This window comes from Clostridium peptidivorans (assembly GCF_900205925.1).
GTDB classification, from domain to species: domain Bacteria; phylum Bacillota; class Clostridia; order Clostridiales; family Clostridiaceae; genus Clostridium_AK; species Clostridium_AK peptidivorans.
In genome coordinates, this window is sequence record NZ_OAOD01000007.1 from 122,028 (window position 1) to 141,720 (window position 19,693).

The following is a 19,693-nucleotide window of genomic DNA, read 5'->3' on the forward strand; positions in this document are numbered from 1 at the left end:
CATTATACTATTCGTCTCTAAGACATTTTGGCTCTTCAGGTTGATATGAAAACCAAGAGCATGCAGATGTAGCTACAGAAGCTGCAACAAGAGTAGTTAGTGTTGCAATTAAAGCTAAAAATTTAGAGTTTAGTTTTTTCATTTTATTTTCACTTCCTTTTTTATATTTAATAGATATTTTAAAAATATATCTATTTTAGCTAATGTTAAGTGTCCACTTTTAGTAAGAGTAAAAACTTGCCACACTATGCCTCCAATTATACATAGTGCATATACAAGAAGTGCTGTTTTTTTTATATTAAAATATAATATCATTATAAATATAACAATTATGAAATAAATACTTAAAATTATAAAAGATCCCTTTTTCATTCGTTTTCTTTTTTCTTCACTCTTAATACGCTTTGATGGGTTATCAACAGGAGCTAGCTTATATATCATATAGTAAGACCATACCAATGCCATTAATTCTAAAGTTAAAGCTATTTTAAAATTTAACCAAACATTTACTATAAAAGATATTAGCAAAGCTTGTCCAATGCATATAATTACTCCAATAGAAGTACAATTGCCTGGTGAACTTGCATGAGCCCCTCCTGAGTATTTCCTAAGTATACTTGCTGTAAATAGTACTATTAGTGCTTCAATAGCAACATGAAATATGAAGCCAAATATACTAACAAGAAGTATGGAAAAAAAAGTCTGTAACAGTGCAAATGCTCCATAAGCAATGACTTCTTTTTTATCATTATCCATGTTTAATTCTGCTGCTACTTTATTTGCAATGCTATTTGATAAATTCTCCATTTAAATACATTTCAACTCTTTTCTTCTTAATAGTCTTATATAGTATGTTATTGCAACACATGCAAAAACTATAATGGATGGAATTCCATATAATGTTTTTAAAACTGGGTCGTTAAATACATAATTTATATCAACTTTAAAAATATACTGTATTATAAATGCATTAATTCCCTCACATATAAACTGCAGAATTATTACAGTTATAGCTGATTGTATTGATGAAATTAAGTCAATCTTATTTATATTAACAGTAATTATAATAAGTACAAAAACATTTATTATACTATGTACACCATAATGTATAGGAAGAAATCTAACAATGTATGCCACCAAAGCATATAAAACACTTGATATTATGTACTTTTTAATATTAATAAAACTTTTTGAAAATGCATATACCCCAAAAATAAACAAAAGTGCTTCTGGTAAGCCTCGTGCAAAAAATTCCATAGGGGTTAGTTCTAACATATTTCATTTCTCCTTTAATAACTATAAACTATCATATTCAATTGATTTGAGTTATTTCCTTATTTACCTCTTTAATTACGTTAAAAATAACTATAAATGCAAAACATCTTATAAATATATCACCAATACTTAAAATACTATATCCAATATCGATTATATCTGTTAAAAACTTTAACTTTGTCCCTGAATTTCCCAATACATGCATGTCATTGATTTTTATAAAAGAATCTTCTTTTACATAGCCTGTCCAATAGGATAATGTAGGAAATACAGGCATACTTCCATTATTAACTTTTATAGCAACATTATTTAGAGTACTTCCAATAAAAATAAATATAGATCCAATAATGGCACTATAGTATTTTTTATATTTTATAATAGGAATCAAATATAAGTATAGATAAATTGATTTTATTATACTTGCATATTCTACAAATCTATAATCACCTAAAAAAATGGTGGTTTGCAAAAAAATATATATTACCTCATATATGAATATGGGATACATAGCCCATGATTTAAAAAATGGTTTTAAATTATATCCTTTTATTTTTGCAATTAACAGTGCTATCAATATAACTTCTATCATATTATTAATCTCGCATTTCTATTGTAAATTGAAATATTATTTATATAATTATCCTCTACTTGCAATCATATCCTTATTATCTCATATTTACCTTACTATTTAAAGCTATTATATCAATTTTTTTTACTTTATTCTACTTATTTGTTAAAAGAAATGGTATTTTTATATCACTAATTTATACCTAACATTAAAATAATATTAAATGTACATAAAAATTATAATATTTAGTATTATAATATTTAGTATCGATGATTAAACAATAAAACTTAATTGAATGTTGGAAAATTTACAATGATCAAAAAATTTTTATTATAATGCACTCTGCATCTGATATTTTACAATTAACTTTACTCAATTCCTATATCATTATATTTTGATATTACTATACTCTTGTGCTTTTCATAACTTTATAGTTAATTTATGCCATTCATTTAGCTATTAAATTATATTATAATAGTTGCATAGGTATATAAAATATATTTTAAAATTTAAGGGGCGATAAAATGAACAAACGTTACATAGGCTTGCTGGCCTCATCCCATTTTATAGTGGATATATTTCAAGGGGCACTGCCTGCAATGCTTCCATTTTTAATATCCAATCGTAATTTAAGCTATGCTGCTGCTGCAACTTTGGTGTTTGCAGCAAATATAAGTTCTTCAATAATTCAGCCGCTTTTTGGATTTTATGCTGATAAAATTTCTATTCCTTGGTTAATGCCTTTAGGAGTTTTATTTGCAGGAATTGGAGTTGGACTTGTAGGTGTACTTCCAAGCTACCCACTTATATTAATTGCAGCAGCTATTAGCGGTATAGGTAATGCTGCTTTTCACCCAGAAGGTACTCGTATAGTAAACAGTATGTCTGGTGAAAAAAAGGGAACAGGTGTAAGTACCTTTGCTGCTGGTGGTAATATGGGATTTGCTGTAGGCCCTATACTTACTACTTCAATCATACTATTATTAGGTTTAAAGGGTTCTATACTTCTAATTCTGCCTGCTGTAATAATCTCATTAATATTATTTGTAAAAAAATCTGACTTATATAAATATGAAAGCACTAAAACTGGCAGAGCATCAAATTCCTCTGAAGCAGTTAAGGATGAGTGGAATTCCTTCCTCCGTCTTGGAGCAGCAATTTCCTGTAGATCTGTTATATTTTTTGGTTTTAATACTTTTCTTCCACTTTATTGGATAAACGTCTTTGGGCAATCTAAAACTGCAGGTAGTACCGCACTTACCATATTAATTGTTACTGGGGCCATGAGTACCCTTGCTGCTGGACGTTTAGCAGATAAATTTGGTCATAGAAAAATAATTATAATAGGATATGCATCCCTTATACCTCTTTTATTTATCTTTATTAATATTCAAAATGTTAAACTAGCGACTTTAATGCTAATCCCTATAGCAATGGGATTATATGCACCTTATAGTCCTATGGTAGTTTATGGACAAAAGTATTTGCCAAATCATGTCGGCTTGGCATCTGGAGTTACTTTAGGCCTGGCTGTAAGTATTGGAGGTATATTTGCACCTATACTAGGATGGATTTCTGATAACTACAGTATTCATACAGCAATTTCTTCCCTTGCAGTTATACCTATTATTGCAACAATAATAAGTATTAGTTTACCTATACCTCAGGTAGATTTGAAAAAAACAGAAGCTGGTGCTACATTATCTAATTAAACACTATAGAAAAAGTACGACATTTTAAAGTAATGTTGAACGTGGCGTATGAAATTTGCATAATCAATGAAACATCTCATTAATCTGAGATGTGCTGATTTATAACGAAATCATAGATTTCTATAAATCATGCAACCGTTCGCTTCGCAAAAAAGCTCTAATATCTCTTCCTTTTAAAGCGCCTTAAGATCAGAAATATAGAGCTTTTAATTGCTTGTTCAATGCTTTCTACAATGCAAATTCCATACTTATGTTCAACATTAAAAATGTCAATCAGGCTTACTGGCTGAATACTGTAAATGGTCCTGCTTTTAATCCACCACCAGTTCCCCCAACTAAACTTCAATATGCTTCTTGGCCCACTTCTAATATTCACGCATTTAACTATGAAACAACTGGCATAAGTACAGATGACGATAGTGCTCTCCTAAACTTCTGGGGAGATAATGAAGAAAATGCTTTCTTAATACCTCCAGGAGAAACTGTAGTGGTCCGAATATTGTTATATACTCCTGTTCAAGTTCCACCTGCATCTAGAGGCTTACAGCTTAGTCCAGTTAAATAGAGTAAAAACACAAGGGCTAGCCTTTTTTACTAGACTAGCCTTTATTGGATGCCATACTATTATCTCTTTATCTTACCTATCTCAATTGAAGCAAATATACCTGCAAAACATAAAGGATACGATTGCCATGCCGAGGCTTTGCCCTACATTACATGCTGCCCAAGAATTCCAGCTGCCACGCCATAGTACTTTTTTCCTCAGAACTCATAGCTGCATCGGTATTTGGGTGCTTCTTTGAATTAAATAATCATTATTTGATGAACTTATGCTTTTATGCTTCTTACCAACTATCTCTTTGAATAAATCATTCCAAAACATTGGATATCTCCTTAATGCTATTTTTAATATTATTTTCCATATGTATCCATGAACGTTTAGAAAATGTTATTTTTATACCATATTTCTTAGATTCTTTTTTTATAATATTCATTAATGCATGATCTACAAAATCAATCAAAACCAACACTAAATCTGTTTTACAGTGTATTTTTACTTTTCTATCTCCATATTTTCTTCCGCTTATATGTTGTATATCCGAAAATCCATTTTCAGATAATTTATGAGTAATATTTCCTAATTTATCTCCTCCTATAACCAAAATGCTCATACAATCCCTCTTTCCTCTCTTATTAATACATAATTTAATTTGAATTATAGTTTATACTTTTATCCATAAATATGATTCTTCTGCTTTAAATACTTTATCACTTAAAAACTTACCAATTGATACTCATTATCAATATGATCTTAAAATAAATATATAGATAACTTGTATCTATATATTTATCAATTGATAACAATATTCAATATCATTTACACCATTACTATACTACTTTTATTTATGATTGTAAATACCTTTAGGTTATTTTAGTGTACTAAATTAAAAATTTTTCTTAAAACGTAATCATTTTATTACTTTAAACAAAATGGCTTATAAATAATATTTAATATACCAGTTTCTTCATTCTCTATGATTTTGACATCAACCTCATACAAAAACTTTATTAGTTCTTTAGTTAATACTTCTTTTGGCGTTCCAAAGCTTACAACTTCTCCATCTTTTATAGCATAAATTTTATCACAATATAAGGCAGCAATGTTTAAATCATGAATAGCAGATATAACAGTAATACCAAGTTTTTTTACAGTAGCCATAAATTGAAGTTGATATTTTATATCGAGATGATTTGTAGGTTCATCTAAAATAAGGCAATGTGCCTTTTGTGCTAATGCTCTTGCAAGAATTATTCTTTGCTTTTCTCCACCTGATAAACTCGAAAAACTTCGTTTAGCATAATCTGTCATCCCTACTCTTTCCAAAGACTCTTCCATAATTTCGTAGTCTTTCACATTATCTTTCTCCATAAACCTTTTATGTGGAGATCTTCCCATCAAAACTATATCTGAAACAGTAAAATCAAAATTATAATTATTATGCTGAGATACTACAGCCATTTTTTTTGCACTTTCCTTCATTGAAAATTCCTTAATATCTTTATCATCTAAAAATATAGTTCCTGCTGAAGGCTGTAATGTTCGATATATGCATTTTAAAAGTGTACTTTTACCACTGCCATTAGGTCCTATTATGCCTACAAATTCTTTTTCCTTTGCATGTATACTGATTCCCTTTAAAATGTGACTTTTGCCTAAATTAGCTTCTACCTTTAAAGTTTTTACCTCCATCAGCCATTCCCTCCAAATCCATATGATTTACTTATCATAAGATATATAAAAGTTGGGGCACCTATCATAGAAATTAGTATTCCTATTGGTAGTTCACTTCCTTGTATTATACTTCTGGATAAAACATCTGCCCAAACTAAAAATATAGCCCCTATTAATGCTGATAGCACAATAGCCCTTTTATGATCTGTTCCAAATATCATTCTTACAAGATGTGGAATTATAAGTCCAACAAATCCAATAATGCCTGATGAATATACTATAAAACCAATTATGATAGATGTAATTAAAAGATAAATTTGTCTATATTTATGTATGTCTGTACCTAAAGTTATAGAAACTTCATCACCAAGTAGCATCAAATTTAAAGTTCTATATTGAGTAATAAAAAACAATGTGGTTACTATTACAAGTGGGAAAATTATTCTTATATTTTCCCATCTCGCACCTGCAACGCTTCCCATTAACCAATACATTATAGTTGGCGCAGCATCTCTATCATTAGATAAATATACAATAAAACTTGAAAATGCTGAGCAAACAGTACTTAATGCCATACCTGCAAGCAAAAGCTTTGTTGAATTAGCCCTTCCATTTACATTTGCAAGGGTTAATACAAGTATTGATATTGCAAATGCTCCTATAAAAGCACATATACCTACATAGTTACTTCCAAAAAAAACACCTATTCCAAGCATAATGGCTAGCGTAGCCCCTAAAGATGCTCCTGATGAAACTCCTAATATATAAGGATCTGCCAGAGGATTTTTTACAATTGCCTGCATAATTACTCCAGATACTGAAAGTCCTATGCCTACAGTAACTGCCAAGATGATTCTTGGTAGCCTTACAAACCACACAATATCGTGTACAGGCCCTTTAGATAAACGTTCAGCATTACCAATGCCAAATAGTTTGTACATTATAATTTCATATACATCTTTTATAGAGATATCAACGGAGCCCATAGTTACAGTTATTAATATAGAAGAAATCAGGATACCTATAAGCACAATATAAACACCTGTATAAGCAGATGTTTCATTGAGAAAACTATTTTTTCTGTTATTCTTACTAATTATTTTCATTTTTATTTATTCCCATACAACTCAGGATGTAAGCCTTTTGAAATTGTTTTTATGCCATCCAAAGTTCTTATACCACTGGAATAAACTTCACTTAACATTATAGGATTAACACGTTTTGATCTTATCGCTGAAACGCTTGAAAGTGCTGGATTGTTCATAATTTTTTTTAATGCACTATCTCTATCAATTTCCTTTCCATAGTAAACAGTAAAAATTACGTCTGGATTAAGCCTTACCAAATCTTCATTTCCTATTGTACCATTTGATTTTGCTACTAAATCTGCTCCAACTTGCTTTGCAATATCGCCACCTATGCTATCTTCTCCATAAATTCTATATACTCCTTCTTTTTTCACTTCCAAAATAACTGCTTTAACTTTTTCTTTTCCTTTACTAAAGTCCTTTACCTTTTCAATCTCCTTTTTCATTGTGTTAACTATTTCATTAGCCTTATCTTCCACATCGAAAATTTTGCCTATATTTAAAATATCATCATATTCATTTTGCAAAGTATTTGGTTTAATAACACCACTGTTTTGTGACATGTATGTATTTATACCTCTTTCGTGCCAGAAAGCTACATCCCCAAGCTTTTTTTCTCCAAATACAGAATACCAGCCTAATATAAAATCAGGTTGCAATCCAATAACCTCTTCTTTTCCAGGTACCTTCTCATAGTATTTTAGTTTATTAAAAGCACTTTTATATTCATCCTTAACGTCATGGTCTAATCCTGATGCCGCAATAATTTTATCCTGTAATCCTAATGCTAGTAATGTTTCTATTGAGTTTTGATATACTGCAAGAACCTTTTTTGGTGATTCTTTAAATGTAACTTTAACAGGCTGCTTAGCATAATTATAAGTTGTAATTGTAACAGGATAATGTGATGACTGATTATTATTTTTTTCTGTTTTTAACGTATTAGCTGTATCTTTATTGCCACACCCAGTTATTCCAAATACCATAAATATTGATAAAATTATACCTATTATTTTTTTCATTTAAAAATTCTCTCCTTATCCATCCCTATAAAATAATTTTTCTGCAAAATAATAATAGCCCCTTAACATTAAATTAAGAGGCTATTCATCGAAATAAGTAATTTTTAAAATTTCAACACCCCCTATTGCTCGTAGAGTTTTAGTTATGTAAAAATAGGTAGGTCTTCTGGCTTAAGCATCAACATTCCTTCAGCCTTCCCAGTTTCCCAGTGGCATAATGAAGGAACTCCTCTATTACAGCGGCGGCACCGCGTGGGATTCAAACCCACTTCCCTTTTAATTAATAAGTATTACATACATATTAAACCCATTTTTTCTATTTAGTTTTATAAAATGATTTTACCATATTATAAATCATATCTATTTTTATTAATTTTCTATTCCCCTTCTGACTTTTACTCCTTTATAATAATAATGTTTAATTTCTGCCATCTCGGTAACTAAATCAGCTTTATCTATAATCTCCTGTGGTGCATACCTTCCTGTCAAAATTATTTCAGTACTTTCTGGCTTCTTATCTAATATATCTATAACTTCTTCAACTGTAAATAATTTATAAAATAATGCTATATTTATTTCATCTAATATTATTATGTCGTACTCTCCTGATGTTATTATTTCTTCACATCTTTTAAAACCTCTTACAGCTCTATCTATATCATCTTGTGTTGGTTCATTATATATAAAACAATTCTTCCCATACTGCTCAATTGTAAAGTTAGGTAAATATTCCACTGACTTCAATTCACTGTACTTCATGCCTTTTACAAATTGCCCCATAAAAACTTTTTTACCTGAACATACAGCTCTTACAGTTAATCCTAAAGCCGCAGTAGTCTTTCCTTTTCCGTTACCTGTATAAACTTGGATATATCCTTTATTACTCACAAAATATACCTCCTTTGCAAAACTCGTAATTTTAACTATGTATATAAATAATTTTTTGTTAATTAAGGCCTCCTTAGAACAAAGTTCTTGGGATAATTATTAAATCATCTCCATTGAGAAGAACCTTTGATGTTCAACTGCTCGGACTAATATTTTTTATTATATAGTCCACAATTGAACTAATAAAAAGCCCTCTTAACTCTATCAAAGTAAGAAGGGCTTTTATTTATGCAAAACAAAAACACCTTCTCTATTCTCCGTAGAGTTAAGTGTACTAAAAATATAGGCAGGTCTTCTGACTTCAGTATCACAGCTTTATCTACCCTTCCGGAAACTTCCGTGGCAATTTAATAAAGCTCCTCTGTTACAGCGGCGGGACCGTGCAGGATTTACACCTGCTTCCCTTTTCACTAATAAAATATTAGCACCTATATTTGATTATTTAATTTTATTTACAATTCTCATTATAGTATAAAAATTTCATTTGTCAATAATTTTTTCTAAATCTTCATTTAATTTATAACATAATCAAAATATTACATCATTTTACAATATATTACTCAATATTACTTAAGTTACTCTTTTTCATCTTTTGATATTTACGGTCAACATAATGAGTATGAAGCAGCTCATGAGCTTTTTCACCATAAGGCTCACCTAAATATTCCCTATAAAGCTTTTGAATACAAGGATTTTCATGAGATTTTTTTATCTCTTTATTGTCATCTTCTTTGTAAATAGCCTCTATCCTCTTCTTAAATATATCAGTATCCCCGTAAATATATGGCTGACCACCGCCACCAATACAACCACCTGGACATGCCATGATTTCAATTATATGGTAAGGAGATTCACCACTTTTTATAGATTCAAGTAGTTTTCTGGCGTTACCTAGCCCATTGGTTACTGCCACATTCACATCCATGTCTTTTACTTTAACTGTTGCTGTTTTGCATCCTTCATATCCTCTAATGGAGTGGAATTGTAATGCTGGACCTGTTTCTCCAGTAATCCACTCATAAGCAGTGCGGACAGCTGCTTCCAAAACTCCACCAGAAGCTCCAAAGATAACTGCAGCTCCAGTGGACTCTCCTAGTGGATTGTCAAAATCATCATCTTCTAACGAATTAAAGTCAATACCTGCTTCTCTAATCATTTTTGCTAATTCTCTAGTGCTTATTACAATATCTACATCTCTTAAATTATCATGTTTTAATTCATCTCTTGCAGCCTCATATTTTTTGGCAAGACAAGGCATAACAGATACTACCACTATTTTTTTGGGATCTATACTCATTTTCTCTGCAAAATATGTTTTAGCTATAACCCCAAGCATTTGATGTGGGGATTTACAAGTTGAAGGGACATCTAGCATGTCAGGATAGTCATGTTCTAACATATTTATCCATGCTGGACAGCAACTTGTAAGTATAGGTAATCTACCACCATGTTCTAGTCTATGTATAAATTCACTAGCCTCTTCCATTATAGTTAAGTCAGCTGCAAAGTCTGTATCAAAAACATAATCAAATCCTAGAGCACGTAAAGCAGATACCATCTTTCCGGTTACTAGGGTACCAGGTTCTAATCCAAATTCTTCTCCGAGAGCAGCTCTTATAGCTGGGGCAGTTTCTACAATCACTATTTTATCATTAGAATTTATAGCATCCCATACATTAGGCATAAAATTTACTTCTGTTAAAGCTCCAGTTGGACATACCGCAACACACTGGCCACAGAAAGTACAGTTTGTTTCAGCTATTGGCGCATTAAAGGCAGGGGCTACATTGGCTATAAACCCTCTATTAATTCCAGACAAAACTCTACAGGTTTGAACTTCATTACACATAGTTTCGCATCGTCTACACAAAACACATTTATCTAGATCTCTTATAATTGAGTAACTTGAATTATCTATTTCATAATTGGCCATTTTACCTTCATATCTAATTTCACGGATATCTAGTTCTCCTGCTAGAGCTTGAAGTTCACAATGAAGGTTTTTCTCACATAGCAAACATTCTTTAGGGTGATTAGAAAGATAGAGTTCTAGTATAGTTCTACGTGCTCTTACAGCTCTAATTGAATTTGTTTTTATAACCATTCCATCGCGCACAGGAGTAGAACAGGCAGGAGCTAAATTTCTGCGTCCTTCTACCTCTACTACACATATCCTGCAAGAACCAGGCTCATTTATGGTTCTATCATCATGAAGCTTAGCGTGACATAAAGTTGGTATACATATATTAAGTTTTTCCGCAGCTTTTAGAATAGAAATTCCTTCAGGTACTTCTATTTTTCTGTCATTTATAGTTAAAGTTACTAAATTCAAATTTATCACCTCTCTTACGTATTACTTTCGTATTATGGCATCTACAGGACACACTTCAAAACATGAGCCACATTTAATGCATCTTTCCTGATCAATAACATGCAGTTCTTTAACTTTTCCACTAATACAGGTAACAGGGCAGATCTTAGCACAACGAGTGCACCCTATACACTTATCCGTAATTTCATACATTAATAACTCCTTACATACTCCAGCAGGACAGCACCTATCTCTTATATGAGCATTAAATTCCTCTTCAAAATACTTTAAGTTACTTAAAATAGGATTTGGAGATGTTTGACCAAGTCCACAAAGAGAAGTATCTTTAACAATTTGACCAAGGTCCTTTAAATTAACTATATCTTCTTCTGTTGCTCTACCTTTTGCTATTTTTTCTAATAGTTCGTATAATCTAGTATTTCCTATTCTACAAGGAGTGCATTTACCACAGGATTCTTCTAAAGTAAATTCAAGATAAAACTTTGCAATATCTACCATGCAGTTATCTTCATCCATTACAATCATTCCACCAGATCCCATCATAGACCCTATAGAATTTAATGACTCGTAGTCTATTGGTGTATCTAAAAGAGAAGCAGGAATACATCCTCCAGAAGGTCCACCAGTTTGAACTGCTTTAAATTTACGTCCATTTTTAATGCCCCCGCCAATATCATATATTATTTCTCTTAAAGTAGTTCCCATTGGCACTTCAACTAATCCAACATTGTTAACTTTACCTGCTAGAGCAAAAACTTTAGTTCCTTTAGAGGTTTCTGTCCCTATGGACCTAAACCATTCTACACCTTTATTTATAATTGCAGGTATGCAAGCGAAGGTTTCCACATTATTAACACTGGTAGGTTTGCCCCAAAGACCACTTTCAGCAGGGAATGGCGGTTTATTCGTAGGTTCTCCTCTATATCCTTGAATTGAGTTTATAAGAGCAGTCTCTTCCCCACAAACAAAGGCACCGGCACCATATTTTAGTCTTACATCGAAACTAAAGTCAGTTCCCAAAATATTGTTACCTAGAACACCACATTCACGAGCCTGATTAATAGCTGTTTTAAGTCTATTAATAGCTAATGGATACTCAGCTCTTATATATATATACCCTAAGGATGCACCTATAGCATATCCAGCAATAGCCATAGCTTCTATAACACTATGAGAATCACCTTCTAATATGGAACGATCCATAAAAGCACCGGGGTCTCCTTCATCTGCATTACATATAATATATTTTTGATCAGCATCATATTTCTTAGCAAATCCCCATTTTTCACCTGTAGGGAAACCTCCACCTCCACGTCCCCTAAGCCCAGAATCAGAGATTAGTTTAATAATATCATCTTGTGACATGGTAGTAATAACTTTGCCTAAGGCCATGTAACCTTCTTCAGCAATTGATTCTCTTATATCTTCAGGATTTATAAGTCCACAGTTTCTCAGTGCAATTCTGTACTGTTTTTTATAAAAAGACATTTCATCTTGTCTCTTAACCTTTTGTTTTAAAGTTGGCTCTTCATATAATAATCTTTCAATCATATTACCTTTAAGTAAATGCTGCTGTACTATTTCTTCAGCATCTTCTGGTTTTACCTGAACATAAAAGACATTATCAGGGTCAACTTTTACAATAGGACCTTTTTCACAAAAACCAAAGCAGCCTGTTACATGCACTTTTACTTCATCACATAAGCCTGCCTCTTTTATCTTAGCCTCCAAGTTGTCAATAATATGTGCACTCTCAGCAGATTGACAACCAGTTCCGCCACAAACTAATATTTCACGTTTACATCTAATATGCTCTACAGCTAACTCTTGTTCATGAGAGAATTTTCTAAGCTTAAGTAATTGCGTAAAATCCTCATGAGCTTTCATAAGTTCTTGAAAAGAATTAATTTTATCCAAGGTTAAATCCTCCTCGCTGTTTTCTTAGGTAGATAGCAATTATTAATTGATATCTACTTATTCTGAATGCTCTTCTAAAATTTTAATTACATCATTGGTTTTAAAATGACCATAAACTTTGCCGTTAACAGTTACTACTGGTGCAAGTCCACATGCACCTACACATCTAAGGGTTTCAATAGTATATTTTTTATCTGGGGTAGTTTCTCCAGCGGATATGTTTAACCTTCTTTCAAATTCACCTAAAATATCTGCAGCTCCTCGTACAAAACAAGCCGTTCCAGTACATATATTTATAACATATTTGCCTCTAGGCACTGTAGTGAAGTATGAGTAAAAGGTTACAACACCGTATACTGAAGCTGTAGGGACGTGTAATTTTTCTCCAACAAAATCCTGAACTTCATCAGGGAGATAGCCAAATATTTCTTGTGCTTTATGTAAGACTTCAATTAAAGAACTACGGTCATTTGGTACATTTTTGATAAAATCTTCTAGTTGCTTAAATTTTTCATTAGATAAGTTTTGTGAGCACACTATACAAGCCTCCTTGTTATTTTATTTGGATATATAAATTATTAATTGTTATACACCAAATATATTTTAGAGAAATATCAATTAATAGTTTTTCCAATTTTAAGTTGAATATCCTATTAAGCTTATAAATAAATTATGTATTTTCCAAAGCTATTTGCTACTGAAGTTACTAAAAAAAGACTAGCTATTAATATCTGGCTAGCCTATAAATTTAAAATATTGCTTGTATTATAACTTTTATTCTTACAACTTGCTATGTGGCTGACACTCAAACTTCAGCCTTACTTAAATCTTAAACTTTTGAACTGTTTCATTTAATCTTTGAGCAAGTTCTGCTTGGCTTTGTGCTGTTATTGCTACTTGTTCTATCGCTTTTGTGTTTTCATCCATACTGATTTTTATTCTTTCTGCTTCTCCACTTGATTTTTGTGATGCCTGTGCCATATTTAGTACAGCTTCACTAACTTGCTCTACTGTAGCCGTAATTTCTTCTGCCATAGCTGCAATTTCTTCAGACATTTTACTTACAAAATCCGAGTCATTATAATACTGATCACCAGTTTCCCCATATGCATCAAATTGCTTTTGTACCTGTGTATTAATAAATTCTAATATATCACTGCCTGTTTCAATGCTGCTTTTAAATGCTTGCTGAACTTTAGCAATAGTATCTTGAATATTTATTACTGCTTGTGCTGATTGCTCTGCAAGTTTTCTTACTTCCTCCGCTACCACTGCAAAGCCCCTTCCTTGTTCTCCAGCTCTTGCTGCTTCTATAGCTGCATTTAAAGCAAGAAGATTGGTCTGCCCTGCTATACTCCCTATAGTATCTGCCATGACTTTTATACTATCTACTACCTTTCCATCTTCTATAGCCTTTAGCATATTTTTTTGTTTTTCAATGTATAATCTTCTCGTTTCATCTATGGCCTCTTGACTTTTATTTTTAACTTCCTTAGCCCTTTCTTTAAACTCATTTGCATTATTACTTCCTTCCATAGCTTTAGAAGAAAGTACATTGATACTTGAATCTACCTCTTGAGCAGATGCACTTATTTCCTCTGATGTAGCACTGGACTCTTGCATAACCGTAGCAATATTATCTACTGCTTCATCAATAGTTTCTGCCTTTGTAGCTAATTCCTCCACAGTAGCTGAAAGTTCTTCAGAAGATGCATTTACTTCCTGTAAATTTTCCATAATTACTTTTACTAAATTACTTACATTTTCCTGTGCTATATTTAAAGCCACACCCGTTTGTCCAAATTCATCTTTTCTTGTAATATCAATTGGCTCACTCAAATCATAATTTGACAACCTTTGTGCTAAATCCTTTATCTTATTTAATGGATTCATTATATTTTTAATTAATATGTGTGCTATGAATATTATAATTAAAAATGCTATTAGTGTATAAATTATAGTTATCTTCGTAATCTTGCTAAATTGAGCTATATTATTTATGTTATCTTGTTTTGCTAAACTTTCATTTATTTCAACACACTTTTTTATGTTTTCAAACATAGTATCTATTATTGGAGCTACACCTGAATTATATAATTTAACTGCCTCATCATACTTATTAGCTTTTACAAGTTCTACAACCTTCTCTCGTGCTTCTCTATATTTTTCTAAATTATTTTTATAATTCTTATAAGCTTTTTCTTCTTCCTCTGATATGTCAGCTAAAGCTTCATATTCCTGTTGCAATATTATATCTTTATTTGTTAAATCATCTACAGTTTTTATTTGTTCATTTAATTTTGATCTATCCTTCTCATAAACAATTCTAATCATATTAGCTCTAATTTCATTTAGATTTCCCTTTATTTCTTCTAAATTTTTAATAGATATCAAGTTATTACTATACATATCATTTGCGCTTTTACTTATTTTGGCAGAACTTAATATTCCTTCTGCTCCAATTAAAACTATAAAAATACATATTATTGCAAATACTATATTAAGTTTTTTCTTTACACTTAAATCATTTAAAAATTTCATTTTATTATTTCCCCTCTTTTTTCAAAATCTTGGCTTAAAAATCCTATACTATATTATCTATCAGACTAATATTTTCTTTATACATATTAATCTAAAGATGATAATTTTTCATTTCTTTATAAGTTTAACCTTTTTTATGCAATGTTTCAAATTTTTCTAAGGTTATATATACTCTTCTGAAATATCTATTTTTTCAACAAGTATAATATACCTAAAATTTATGAGTATATCTTATAGTAATATAAAAAGCTAGCCTATTTATATTAGAGGCTAGCCTATAGATTTTAAATATTATTTATATTATAAAATTAAAACTTTATATCTTCTAACTTGTCACATGAGTGGAACTTATTTTTTATTTTCTTCTTCGAATTTTTTCATAAATTCAACTAAAGCTTTTACACCTTCTATTGGCATAGCATTGTATATACTTGCTCTCATTCCACCAACAGTTCTATGTCCCTTTAAATTTTCAAACCCAGCTGCTTTAGCCTCCTTTACAAACTTAGCATCTAATTCATCTGAGCCAGTTATGAAAGGTACATTCATTAAAGAACGATCCTTCTTTACAACTGTTCCCTTAAACATGCTACTTGAATCAAGGTATTCATATAGTATAGCAGCCTTTTCTTCATTAATTTTCTTCATTGCTTCTAGTCCACCTTTGTTTTGAATCCATTTAAATACTTTATCACATATATATATTCCATATGCAGGTGGAGTATTGAATAAGGAATTATTATCTGCATGAGTCTTGTATTTTAACATAGTTGGAGTTCCTGGCAACACATCTTCAGTAATTAAATCCTCCCGAATTATTACTATGACAACTCCGGCAGGTCCTATATTCTTTTGAGCTCCTGCAAATATAAGACCATATTTAGTTACATCTATAGGCTCAGATAAAATATCTGAAGACATATCCGCAACTAATATTCTATCACCTGTATCCGGCAATTCATTATATTTAGTTCCATAAATTGTATTGTTATGGCATATATATACATAATCTGCATCATCAGAAATCTTTAAACCTTTTAAGTTAGGTATATATGAGTAATCTTTATCTTCTGAAGAGGCTATTACATTAACTTTTCCATATATTTTTGCTTCTAACAATGCCTTTTTAGCCCATTGTCCTGTATTAATATAATCTGCAACCTTATTTTTCATTAAATTCATTGGAATCATTGCAAATTGTTGATATCCTCCCCCTTGAAGGAACAACACTTTATAATTATCCGGTATGCTCATTAAATCCCTTAATGATTTTTCCGCCCCTCCAATAATCTCTTCAAAAGCTTTAGAACGATGACTCATCTCCATAACTGACATACCAATACCATGATAGTCTAGCATTTCCTCTGCTGCTTCTTTAAGTACCTCCTCTGGTAATACAGCCGGACCTGCAGAAAAGTTATATACTCTTGACATAAAAAAGCCCCCCTTTTGTTTTTTGCACCTTGTTTTATAATATTATAGTATAAAATTCATATTGTGTACTACTCTAAATATATATATTATTAAATTTATTTATTTTAAAAAATCATTATTACTACCTATTTTTCCCAGGGGTCTGGCCCCAAGCTACACTCTTGTCACTTGCTCTACACTTTACTATAATATATAAGTAAGCAACCCCAGGAGGAATTTTGAATATGAAAATGATATTTTTTGATACAGAAACAACGGGTTTAAGACCAGGAAGCATATGTCAGCTCAGCTATATTCTCGTTGATACCAGTCTAAAGCCTAACAAAACCCTTGGTAAAAATATTTTCTTCACCGTAGAATATGTAGAGCCAAGTGCAGAAAAAGTTCATGGCTTTAGCGTTGAAAAGCTATATGAATTAAGTAACGGTAAATATTTCGAAGATTGCCTAGAAGAATTTGCAACAGACTTTCAAACTGCTGATATTTTGATAGGTCACAATGTTAATTTTGATATAAAGTTTTTGACCTCCGAGTTAGAAGGTTGTGGAGAAGACTTAAATTATAACCATATATTTTGTACTATGAATTATTATAAGAATATATGCAATTTAAAAAATAGCCATGATAACATTAAAGCCCCTAGACTTGAAGAAGCCCTAAAGTTTCTTAACATAAAGCACTCCCATATAGATGTCTTAAGTAAAAAACTTTTTGATGAAACAGGGAACTTTCATGATGCTAGATTTGATACCACAGCTACATATTTATTAGTCACAGAGGGAATAAAAAAAGGATACATTCCCCCAAAGTATTTTACTAATATGGTTATGGGTATTTAGAATACTCTACACTGGCATTAATCTTAAAAGATATGAGGCAACCATATTATGGTACTTGCCTCATACCTGTATATAAACTTCCCACTTGTCATGTGGGTGGCACTCAAGATATATATATGGCTTTACTAAGTATTTCTCCTGGTAAACCATCAATTTCACATATTTTTTCTGAAATAAAACCATTATTTAATAATATCTTTTTTGATGCTATATTATTTGGATCTATTATTGCTGTAATTCGATGTAATACTTTTACCTCTTCAGCCTTATTTAATAATAATTTTGCAATTTCACTTCCATATCCATTTCTCCAAAATTCAGGAAGTAATAAATATCCAAGTTCTGCTTCACTTAAGTCATTTTCGTTTATTTTCAACATTGCTAAACCTATAAAGTTATTTGTGGTTGTTTCAAAAACTTTAAAACTTCCAAAATCTTTGTGTCTTTTATTCCTTTCTAATAATAGTTTAAAGTTACTTCTTGCTTCGTCCAATGGAATTGCTCTTTCTGTAACCATTGCCATTACTTTTTCATTAGAAACTAAGCTAAAATAATGTTTAAAATCTTCGTCTGATAGGAATTTTTCTATATAAATTCTATTTATCATTTTACCACTCCCGACTCATTATATAATGCGTGCCTCAGATTCTGCTCGAATAATTATCTCCTTTATAAATCTATTTTCAAGTAAATCATATCCGTTAATTGTACACCATTTTCAAAAATTGGATACTTGTAGTTATTGACAAAAAAGTCTTTAACCCTATGTGAAATTCTAAATCCACACCCTTCATAAAATGGAATCGTAATGGGACTATCACCTGTGCCAACAAACATAGTTTTACATTTATTTTTATAGTACTCAAAAATGTATTTTACAAGTGCTCTTGCATAACCTTGACCTTGATATTTTTCATATGTGGCTAAATTCTTTATTTCATATGTGCTATTATCCTCTTGGGTTACCACGCAGATACTTTTTAAATCACCATCATATAACGCAAACATCTCACCACGAGCTAGATACTTATCAATCATATGTTCTTCTTCATCTGCCAATAACAATAAATCAAGAAACTGCTTTTTGTTTTCCAAAATTATTTTCGTTTCCATTTCCATACCTCCTTGCCCACAAGGTTTTTACAGAATTTTTCATCCTTCCTTAATCAATAGTATAGCAGAACCTTGTTTATTTCCAAAGTTTTCTATATTTATTAATTTAGTTACCTTCTACAATCTTCTTACCAATTTATCCTCCTCCATTTTATTGAAATTAAAGACCCCTATGCTTACCTTAGGCATAGGGGTTTTTAACACTGAAAACTCAAATAAAAATACTTTGAGTTAAAATATTTATTTATGAAAACTATGGATTTTTGACTCTTATTGCTTCAATCATGTATTATAAATGCTAGTTTTTAGCTTCTTTTATTTGAGCTATTAGTTGAGGAACAACTTTCTTGAAGTCTCCTACTAATGCTACATCAGCTATCTGCATGATTGGAGCGCCTTCATCTTTATTTATAGCTATTATAAAGTCAGAATCCTGCATACCAGCTAAATGCTGAATAGCTCCGGAAATACCTACTGCAATGTATATCTTAGGTCTAACTGTTTTACCAGTTTGTCCTACCTGGTAAGCTTTATCAATCCAAGCGTTATCTATAGCAGCACGGGATCCTCCTATGTTTCCATCTAAAACATCAGCTAATTCTTGAAGTAATGCAAAGTTTTCTTTTGATCCTACTCCTCTACCACCAGATACGATGAATTCAGCTTCAGTTATATCAGCTACACTCTTAGCTAATTTAACAACTTCTTCAGTCTTAGTTCTGATGTCAGAT

General features: G+C 31.2%; 20 protein-coding genes and 2 riboswitches. Of the genes, 3 read left to right on the forward strand and 17 right to left on the reverse strand.

Annotation, left to right across the window (positions count from 1 at the left end; all coding sequences use genetic code 11):
* Positions 1–7: 7 nt before the first annotated feature.
* Genes CRN98_RS08115 through CRN98_RS08130 form a run of 4 tightly spaced genes read right to left on the reverse strand, consistent with a single transcriptional unit; the run spans position 8 to position 1,864 of the window.
* Entirely contained in the window at positions 8–142 is a 135-nt protein-coding gene (locus CRN98_RS08115) for a cyclic lactone autoinducer peptide (protein ID WP_097026928.1), read from the reverse strand.
* Positions 139–807: an accessory gene regulator ArgB-like protein gene (locus tag CRN98_RS08120; protein ID WP_097026929.1), complete on the reverse strand. Its 669-nt coding sequence runs from the start codon at positions 805–807 to the stop codon at positions 139–141. The genes CRN98_RS08115 and CRN98_RS08120 overlap by 4 nt, the downstream gene beginning before the upstream one ends.
* Positions 808–1,275: a hypothetical protein gene (locus CRN98_RS08125; protein ID WP_097026930.1), complete on the reverse strand. Its 468-nt coding sequence runs from the start codon at positions 1,273–1,275 to the stop codon at positions 808–810. It abuts the gene before it with no gap.
* 37 nt (positions 1,276–1,312) lie between these two features.
* Positions 1,313–1,864 carry a DUF5317 family protein gene (locus CRN98_RS08130; protein WP_097026931.1) on the reverse strand — a complete coding sequence of 184 codons (552 nt, stop codon included), beginning with the start codon at positions 1,862–1,864 and terminating at the stop codon, positions 1,313–1,315.
* Positions 1,865–2,367: 503 nt separating this feature from the next.
* Between CRN98_RS08130 and CRN98_RS08135 the strand changes: the two genes are divergently transcribed.
* Positions 2,368–3,555: an MFS transporter gene (locus tag CRN98_RS08135; protein ID WP_097026932.1), complete on the forward strand. Its 1,188-nt coding sequence runs from the start codon at positions 2,368–2,370 to the stop codon at positions 3,553–3,555.
* Positions 3,556–3,805: 250 nt separating this feature from the next.
* A complete protein-coding gene (locus CRN98_RS08140) occupies positions 3,806–4,120 on the forward strand; it encodes a hypothetical protein (protein ID WP_143331284.1) in 315 nt (104 codons plus the stop codon).
* Between the two features lie 304 nt (positions 4,121–4,424).
* On the opposite strand, the gene CRN98_RS08145 is transcribed toward CRN98_RS08140, so the two are convergent.
* The 10 genes from CRN98_RS08145 to serC form a co-directional block, all read right to left on the reverse strand.
* Positions 4,425–4,727, reverse strand: a complete 303-nt coding sequence (locus CRN98_RS08145) for a DUF2325 domain-containing protein (protein WP_097026934.1) — start codon at positions 4,725–4,727, stop codon at positions 4,425–4,427.
* A gap of 305 nt (positions 4,728–5,032) precedes the next feature.
* Positions 5,033–5,806, reverse strand: coding sequence for an ABC transporter ATP-binding protein (locus CRN98_RS08150; protein WP_097026935.1), 774 nt, complete (start codon positions 5,804–5,806; stop codon positions 5,033–5,035).
* The gene (locus tag CRN98_RS08155; RefSeq protein ID WP_097026936.1) at positions 5,806–6,894 is read right to left on the reverse strand and encodes a FecCD family ABC transporter permease; all 1,089 of its coding nucleotides are present in this window, start codon (positions 6,892–6,894) and stop codon (positions 5,806–5,808) included. The genes CRN98_RS08150 and CRN98_RS08155 overlap by 1 nt, the downstream gene beginning before the upstream one ends.
* A 2-nt stretch (positions 6,895–6,896) precedes the next feature.
* Positions 6,897–7,898 (reverse strand): ABC transporter substrate-binding protein, encoded by a 1,002-nt coding sequence (locus CRN98_RS08160; protein WP_097026937.1) that lies wholly within the window; start codon positions 7,896–7,898, stop codon positions 6,897–6,899.
* 139 nt (positions 7,899–8,037) lie between these two features.
* A riboswitch (cobalamin riboswitch) is annotated at positions 8,038–8,224 on the reverse strand.
* Between the two features lie 43 nt (positions 8,225–8,267).
* The gene (cobO, locus tag CRN98_RS08165; RefSeq protein WP_097026938.1) at positions 8,268–8,786 is read right to left on the reverse strand and encodes a cob(I)yrinic acid a,c-diamide adenosyltransferase; all 519 of its coding nucleotides are present in this window, start codon (positions 8,784–8,786) and stop codon (positions 8,268–8,270) included.
* A gap of 268 nt (positions 8,787–9,054) precedes the next feature.
* A riboswitch (cobalamin riboswitch) is annotated at positions 9,055–9,233 on the reverse strand.
* A gap of 109 nt (positions 9,234–9,342) precedes the next feature.
* Positions 9,343–11,118 (reverse strand): NADH-dependent [FeFe] hydrogenase, group A6, encoded by a 1,776-nt coding sequence (locus CRN98_RS08170; protein ID WP_097026939.1) that lies wholly within the window; start codon positions 11,116–11,118, stop codon positions 9,343–9,345.
* 21 nt (positions 11,119–11,139) lie between these two features.
* A complete protein-coding gene (locus tag CRN98_RS08175) occupies positions 11,140–13,035 on the reverse strand; it encodes an NADH-quinone oxidoreductase subunit NuoF (RefSeq protein ID WP_097026940.1) in 1,896 nt (631 codons plus the stop codon).
* Between the two features lie 57 nt (positions 13,036–13,092).
* Positions 13,093–13,572, reverse strand: coding sequence for an NADH-quinone oxidoreductase subunit NuoE (gene nuoE, locus CRN98_RS08180; protein WP_097026941.1), 480 nt, complete (start codon positions 13,570–13,572; stop codon positions 13,093–13,095).
* Positions 13,573–13,857: 285 nt separating this feature from the next.
* Complete coding sequence (locus CRN98_RS08185) at positions 13,858–15,576, reverse strand: methyl-accepting chemotaxis protein (RefSeq protein ID WP_097026942.1); 1,719 nt, start codon at positions 15,574–15,576, stop codon at positions 13,858–13,860.
* 348 nt (positions 15,577–15,924) lie between these two features.
* The gene (gene serC, locus CRN98_RS08190) at positions 15,925–17,010 is read right to left on the reverse strand and encodes a 3-phosphoserine/phosphohydroxythreonine transaminase (protein WP_097026943.1); all 1,086 of its coding nucleotides are present in this window, start codon (positions 17,008–17,010) and stop codon (positions 15,925–15,927) included.
* A 224-nt stretch (positions 17,011–17,234) separates the two neighbouring features.
* On the opposite strand from serC, the gene CRN98_RS08195 reads away from it, so the two are divergent.
* Positions 17,235–17,849 (forward strand): 3'-5' exonuclease, encoded by a 615-nt coding sequence (locus CRN98_RS08195; RefSeq protein ID WP_097026944.1) that lies wholly within the window; start codon positions 17,235–17,237, stop codon positions 17,847–17,849.
* Between the two features lie 103 nt (positions 17,850–17,952).
* Here CRN98_RS08195 and CRN98_RS08200 read toward each other — a convergent pair whose 3' ends face one another.
* The 3 genes from CRN98_RS08200 to CRN98_RS08210 form a co-directional block, all read right to left on the reverse strand.
* Entirely contained in the window at positions 17,953–18,456 is a 504-nt protein-coding gene (locus tag CRN98_RS08200; RefSeq protein ID WP_097026945.1) for a GNAT family N-acetyltransferase, read from the reverse strand.
* A gap of 62 nt (positions 18,457–18,518) precedes the next feature.
* Positions 18,519–18,962 (reverse strand): GNAT family N-acetyltransferase, encoded by a 444-nt coding sequence (locus CRN98_RS08205; RefSeq protein ID WP_097026946.1) that lies wholly within the window; start codon positions 18,960–18,962, stop codon positions 18,519–18,521.
* Between the two features lie 298 nt (positions 18,963–19,260).
* A partial coding sequence (locus CRN98_RS08210) for an electron transfer flavoprotein subunit alpha/FixB family protein (protein WP_143331285.1) occupies positions 19,261–19,693 on the reverse strand: 433 nt, incomplete at its 5' end.

Coding starts and splice junctions, on each gene's coding strand:
- CRN98_RS08145 (WP_097026934.1), bottom strand. CDS start 4,727: ATGAGCATTTTGGTTATAGGAGGAGATAAATTAGGAAATATTACTCAT.
- CRN98_RS08120 (WP_097026929.1), bottom strand. CDS start 807: ATGGAGAATTTATCAAATAGCATTGCAAATAAAGTAGCAGCAGAATTA.
- CRN98_RS08160 (WP_097026937.1), bottom strand. CDS start 7,898: ATGAAAAAAATAATAGGTATAATTTTATCAATATTTATGGTATTTGGA.
- CRN98_RS08140 (WP_143331284.1), top strand. CDS start 3,806: ATGTTCAACATTAAAAATGTCAATCAGGCTTACTGGCTGAATACTGTA.
- CRN98_RS08185 (WP_097026942.1), bottom strand. CDS start 15,576: ATGAAATTTTTAAATGATTTAAGTGTAAAGAAAAAACTTAATATAGTA.
- CRN98_RS08155 (WP_097026936.1), bottom strand. CDS start 6,894: ATGAAAATAATTAGTAAGAATAACAGAAAAAATAGTTTTCTCAATGAA.
- serC (WP_097026943.1), bottom strand. CDS start 17,010: ATGTCAAGAGTATATAACTTTTCTGCAGGTCCGGCTGTATTACCAGAG.
- CRN98_RS08115 (WP_097026928.1), bottom strand. CDS start 142: ATGAAAAAACTAAACTCTAAATTTTTAGCTTTAATTGCAACACTAACT.
- CRN98_RS08130 (WP_097026931.1), bottom strand. CDS start 1,864: ATGATAGAAGTTATATTGATAGCACTGTTAATTGCAAAAATAAAAGGA.
- CRN98_RS08150 (WP_097026935.1), bottom strand. CDS start 5,806: ATGGAGGTAAAAACTTTAAAGGTAGAAGCTAATTTAGGCAAAAGTCAC.
- CRN98_RS08135 (WP_097026932.1), top strand. CDS start 2,368: ATGAACAAACGTTACATAGGCTTGCTGGCCTCATCCCATTTTATAGTG.
- CRN98_RS08205 (WP_097026946.1), bottom strand. CDS start 18,962: ATGGAAACGAAAATAATTTTGGAAAACAAAAAGCAGTTTCTTGATTTA.
- CRN98_RS08125 (WP_097026930.1), bottom strand. CDS start 1,275: ATGTTAGAACTAACCCCTATGGAATTTTTTGCACGAGGCTTACCAGAA.
- CRN98_RS08195 (WP_097026944.1), top strand. CDS start 17,235: ATGAAAATGATATTTTTTGATACAGAAACAACGGGTTTAAGACCAGGA.
- CRN98_RS08200 (WP_097026945.1), bottom strand. CDS start 18,456: ATGATAAATAGAATTTATATAGAAAAATTCCTATCAGACGAAGATTTT.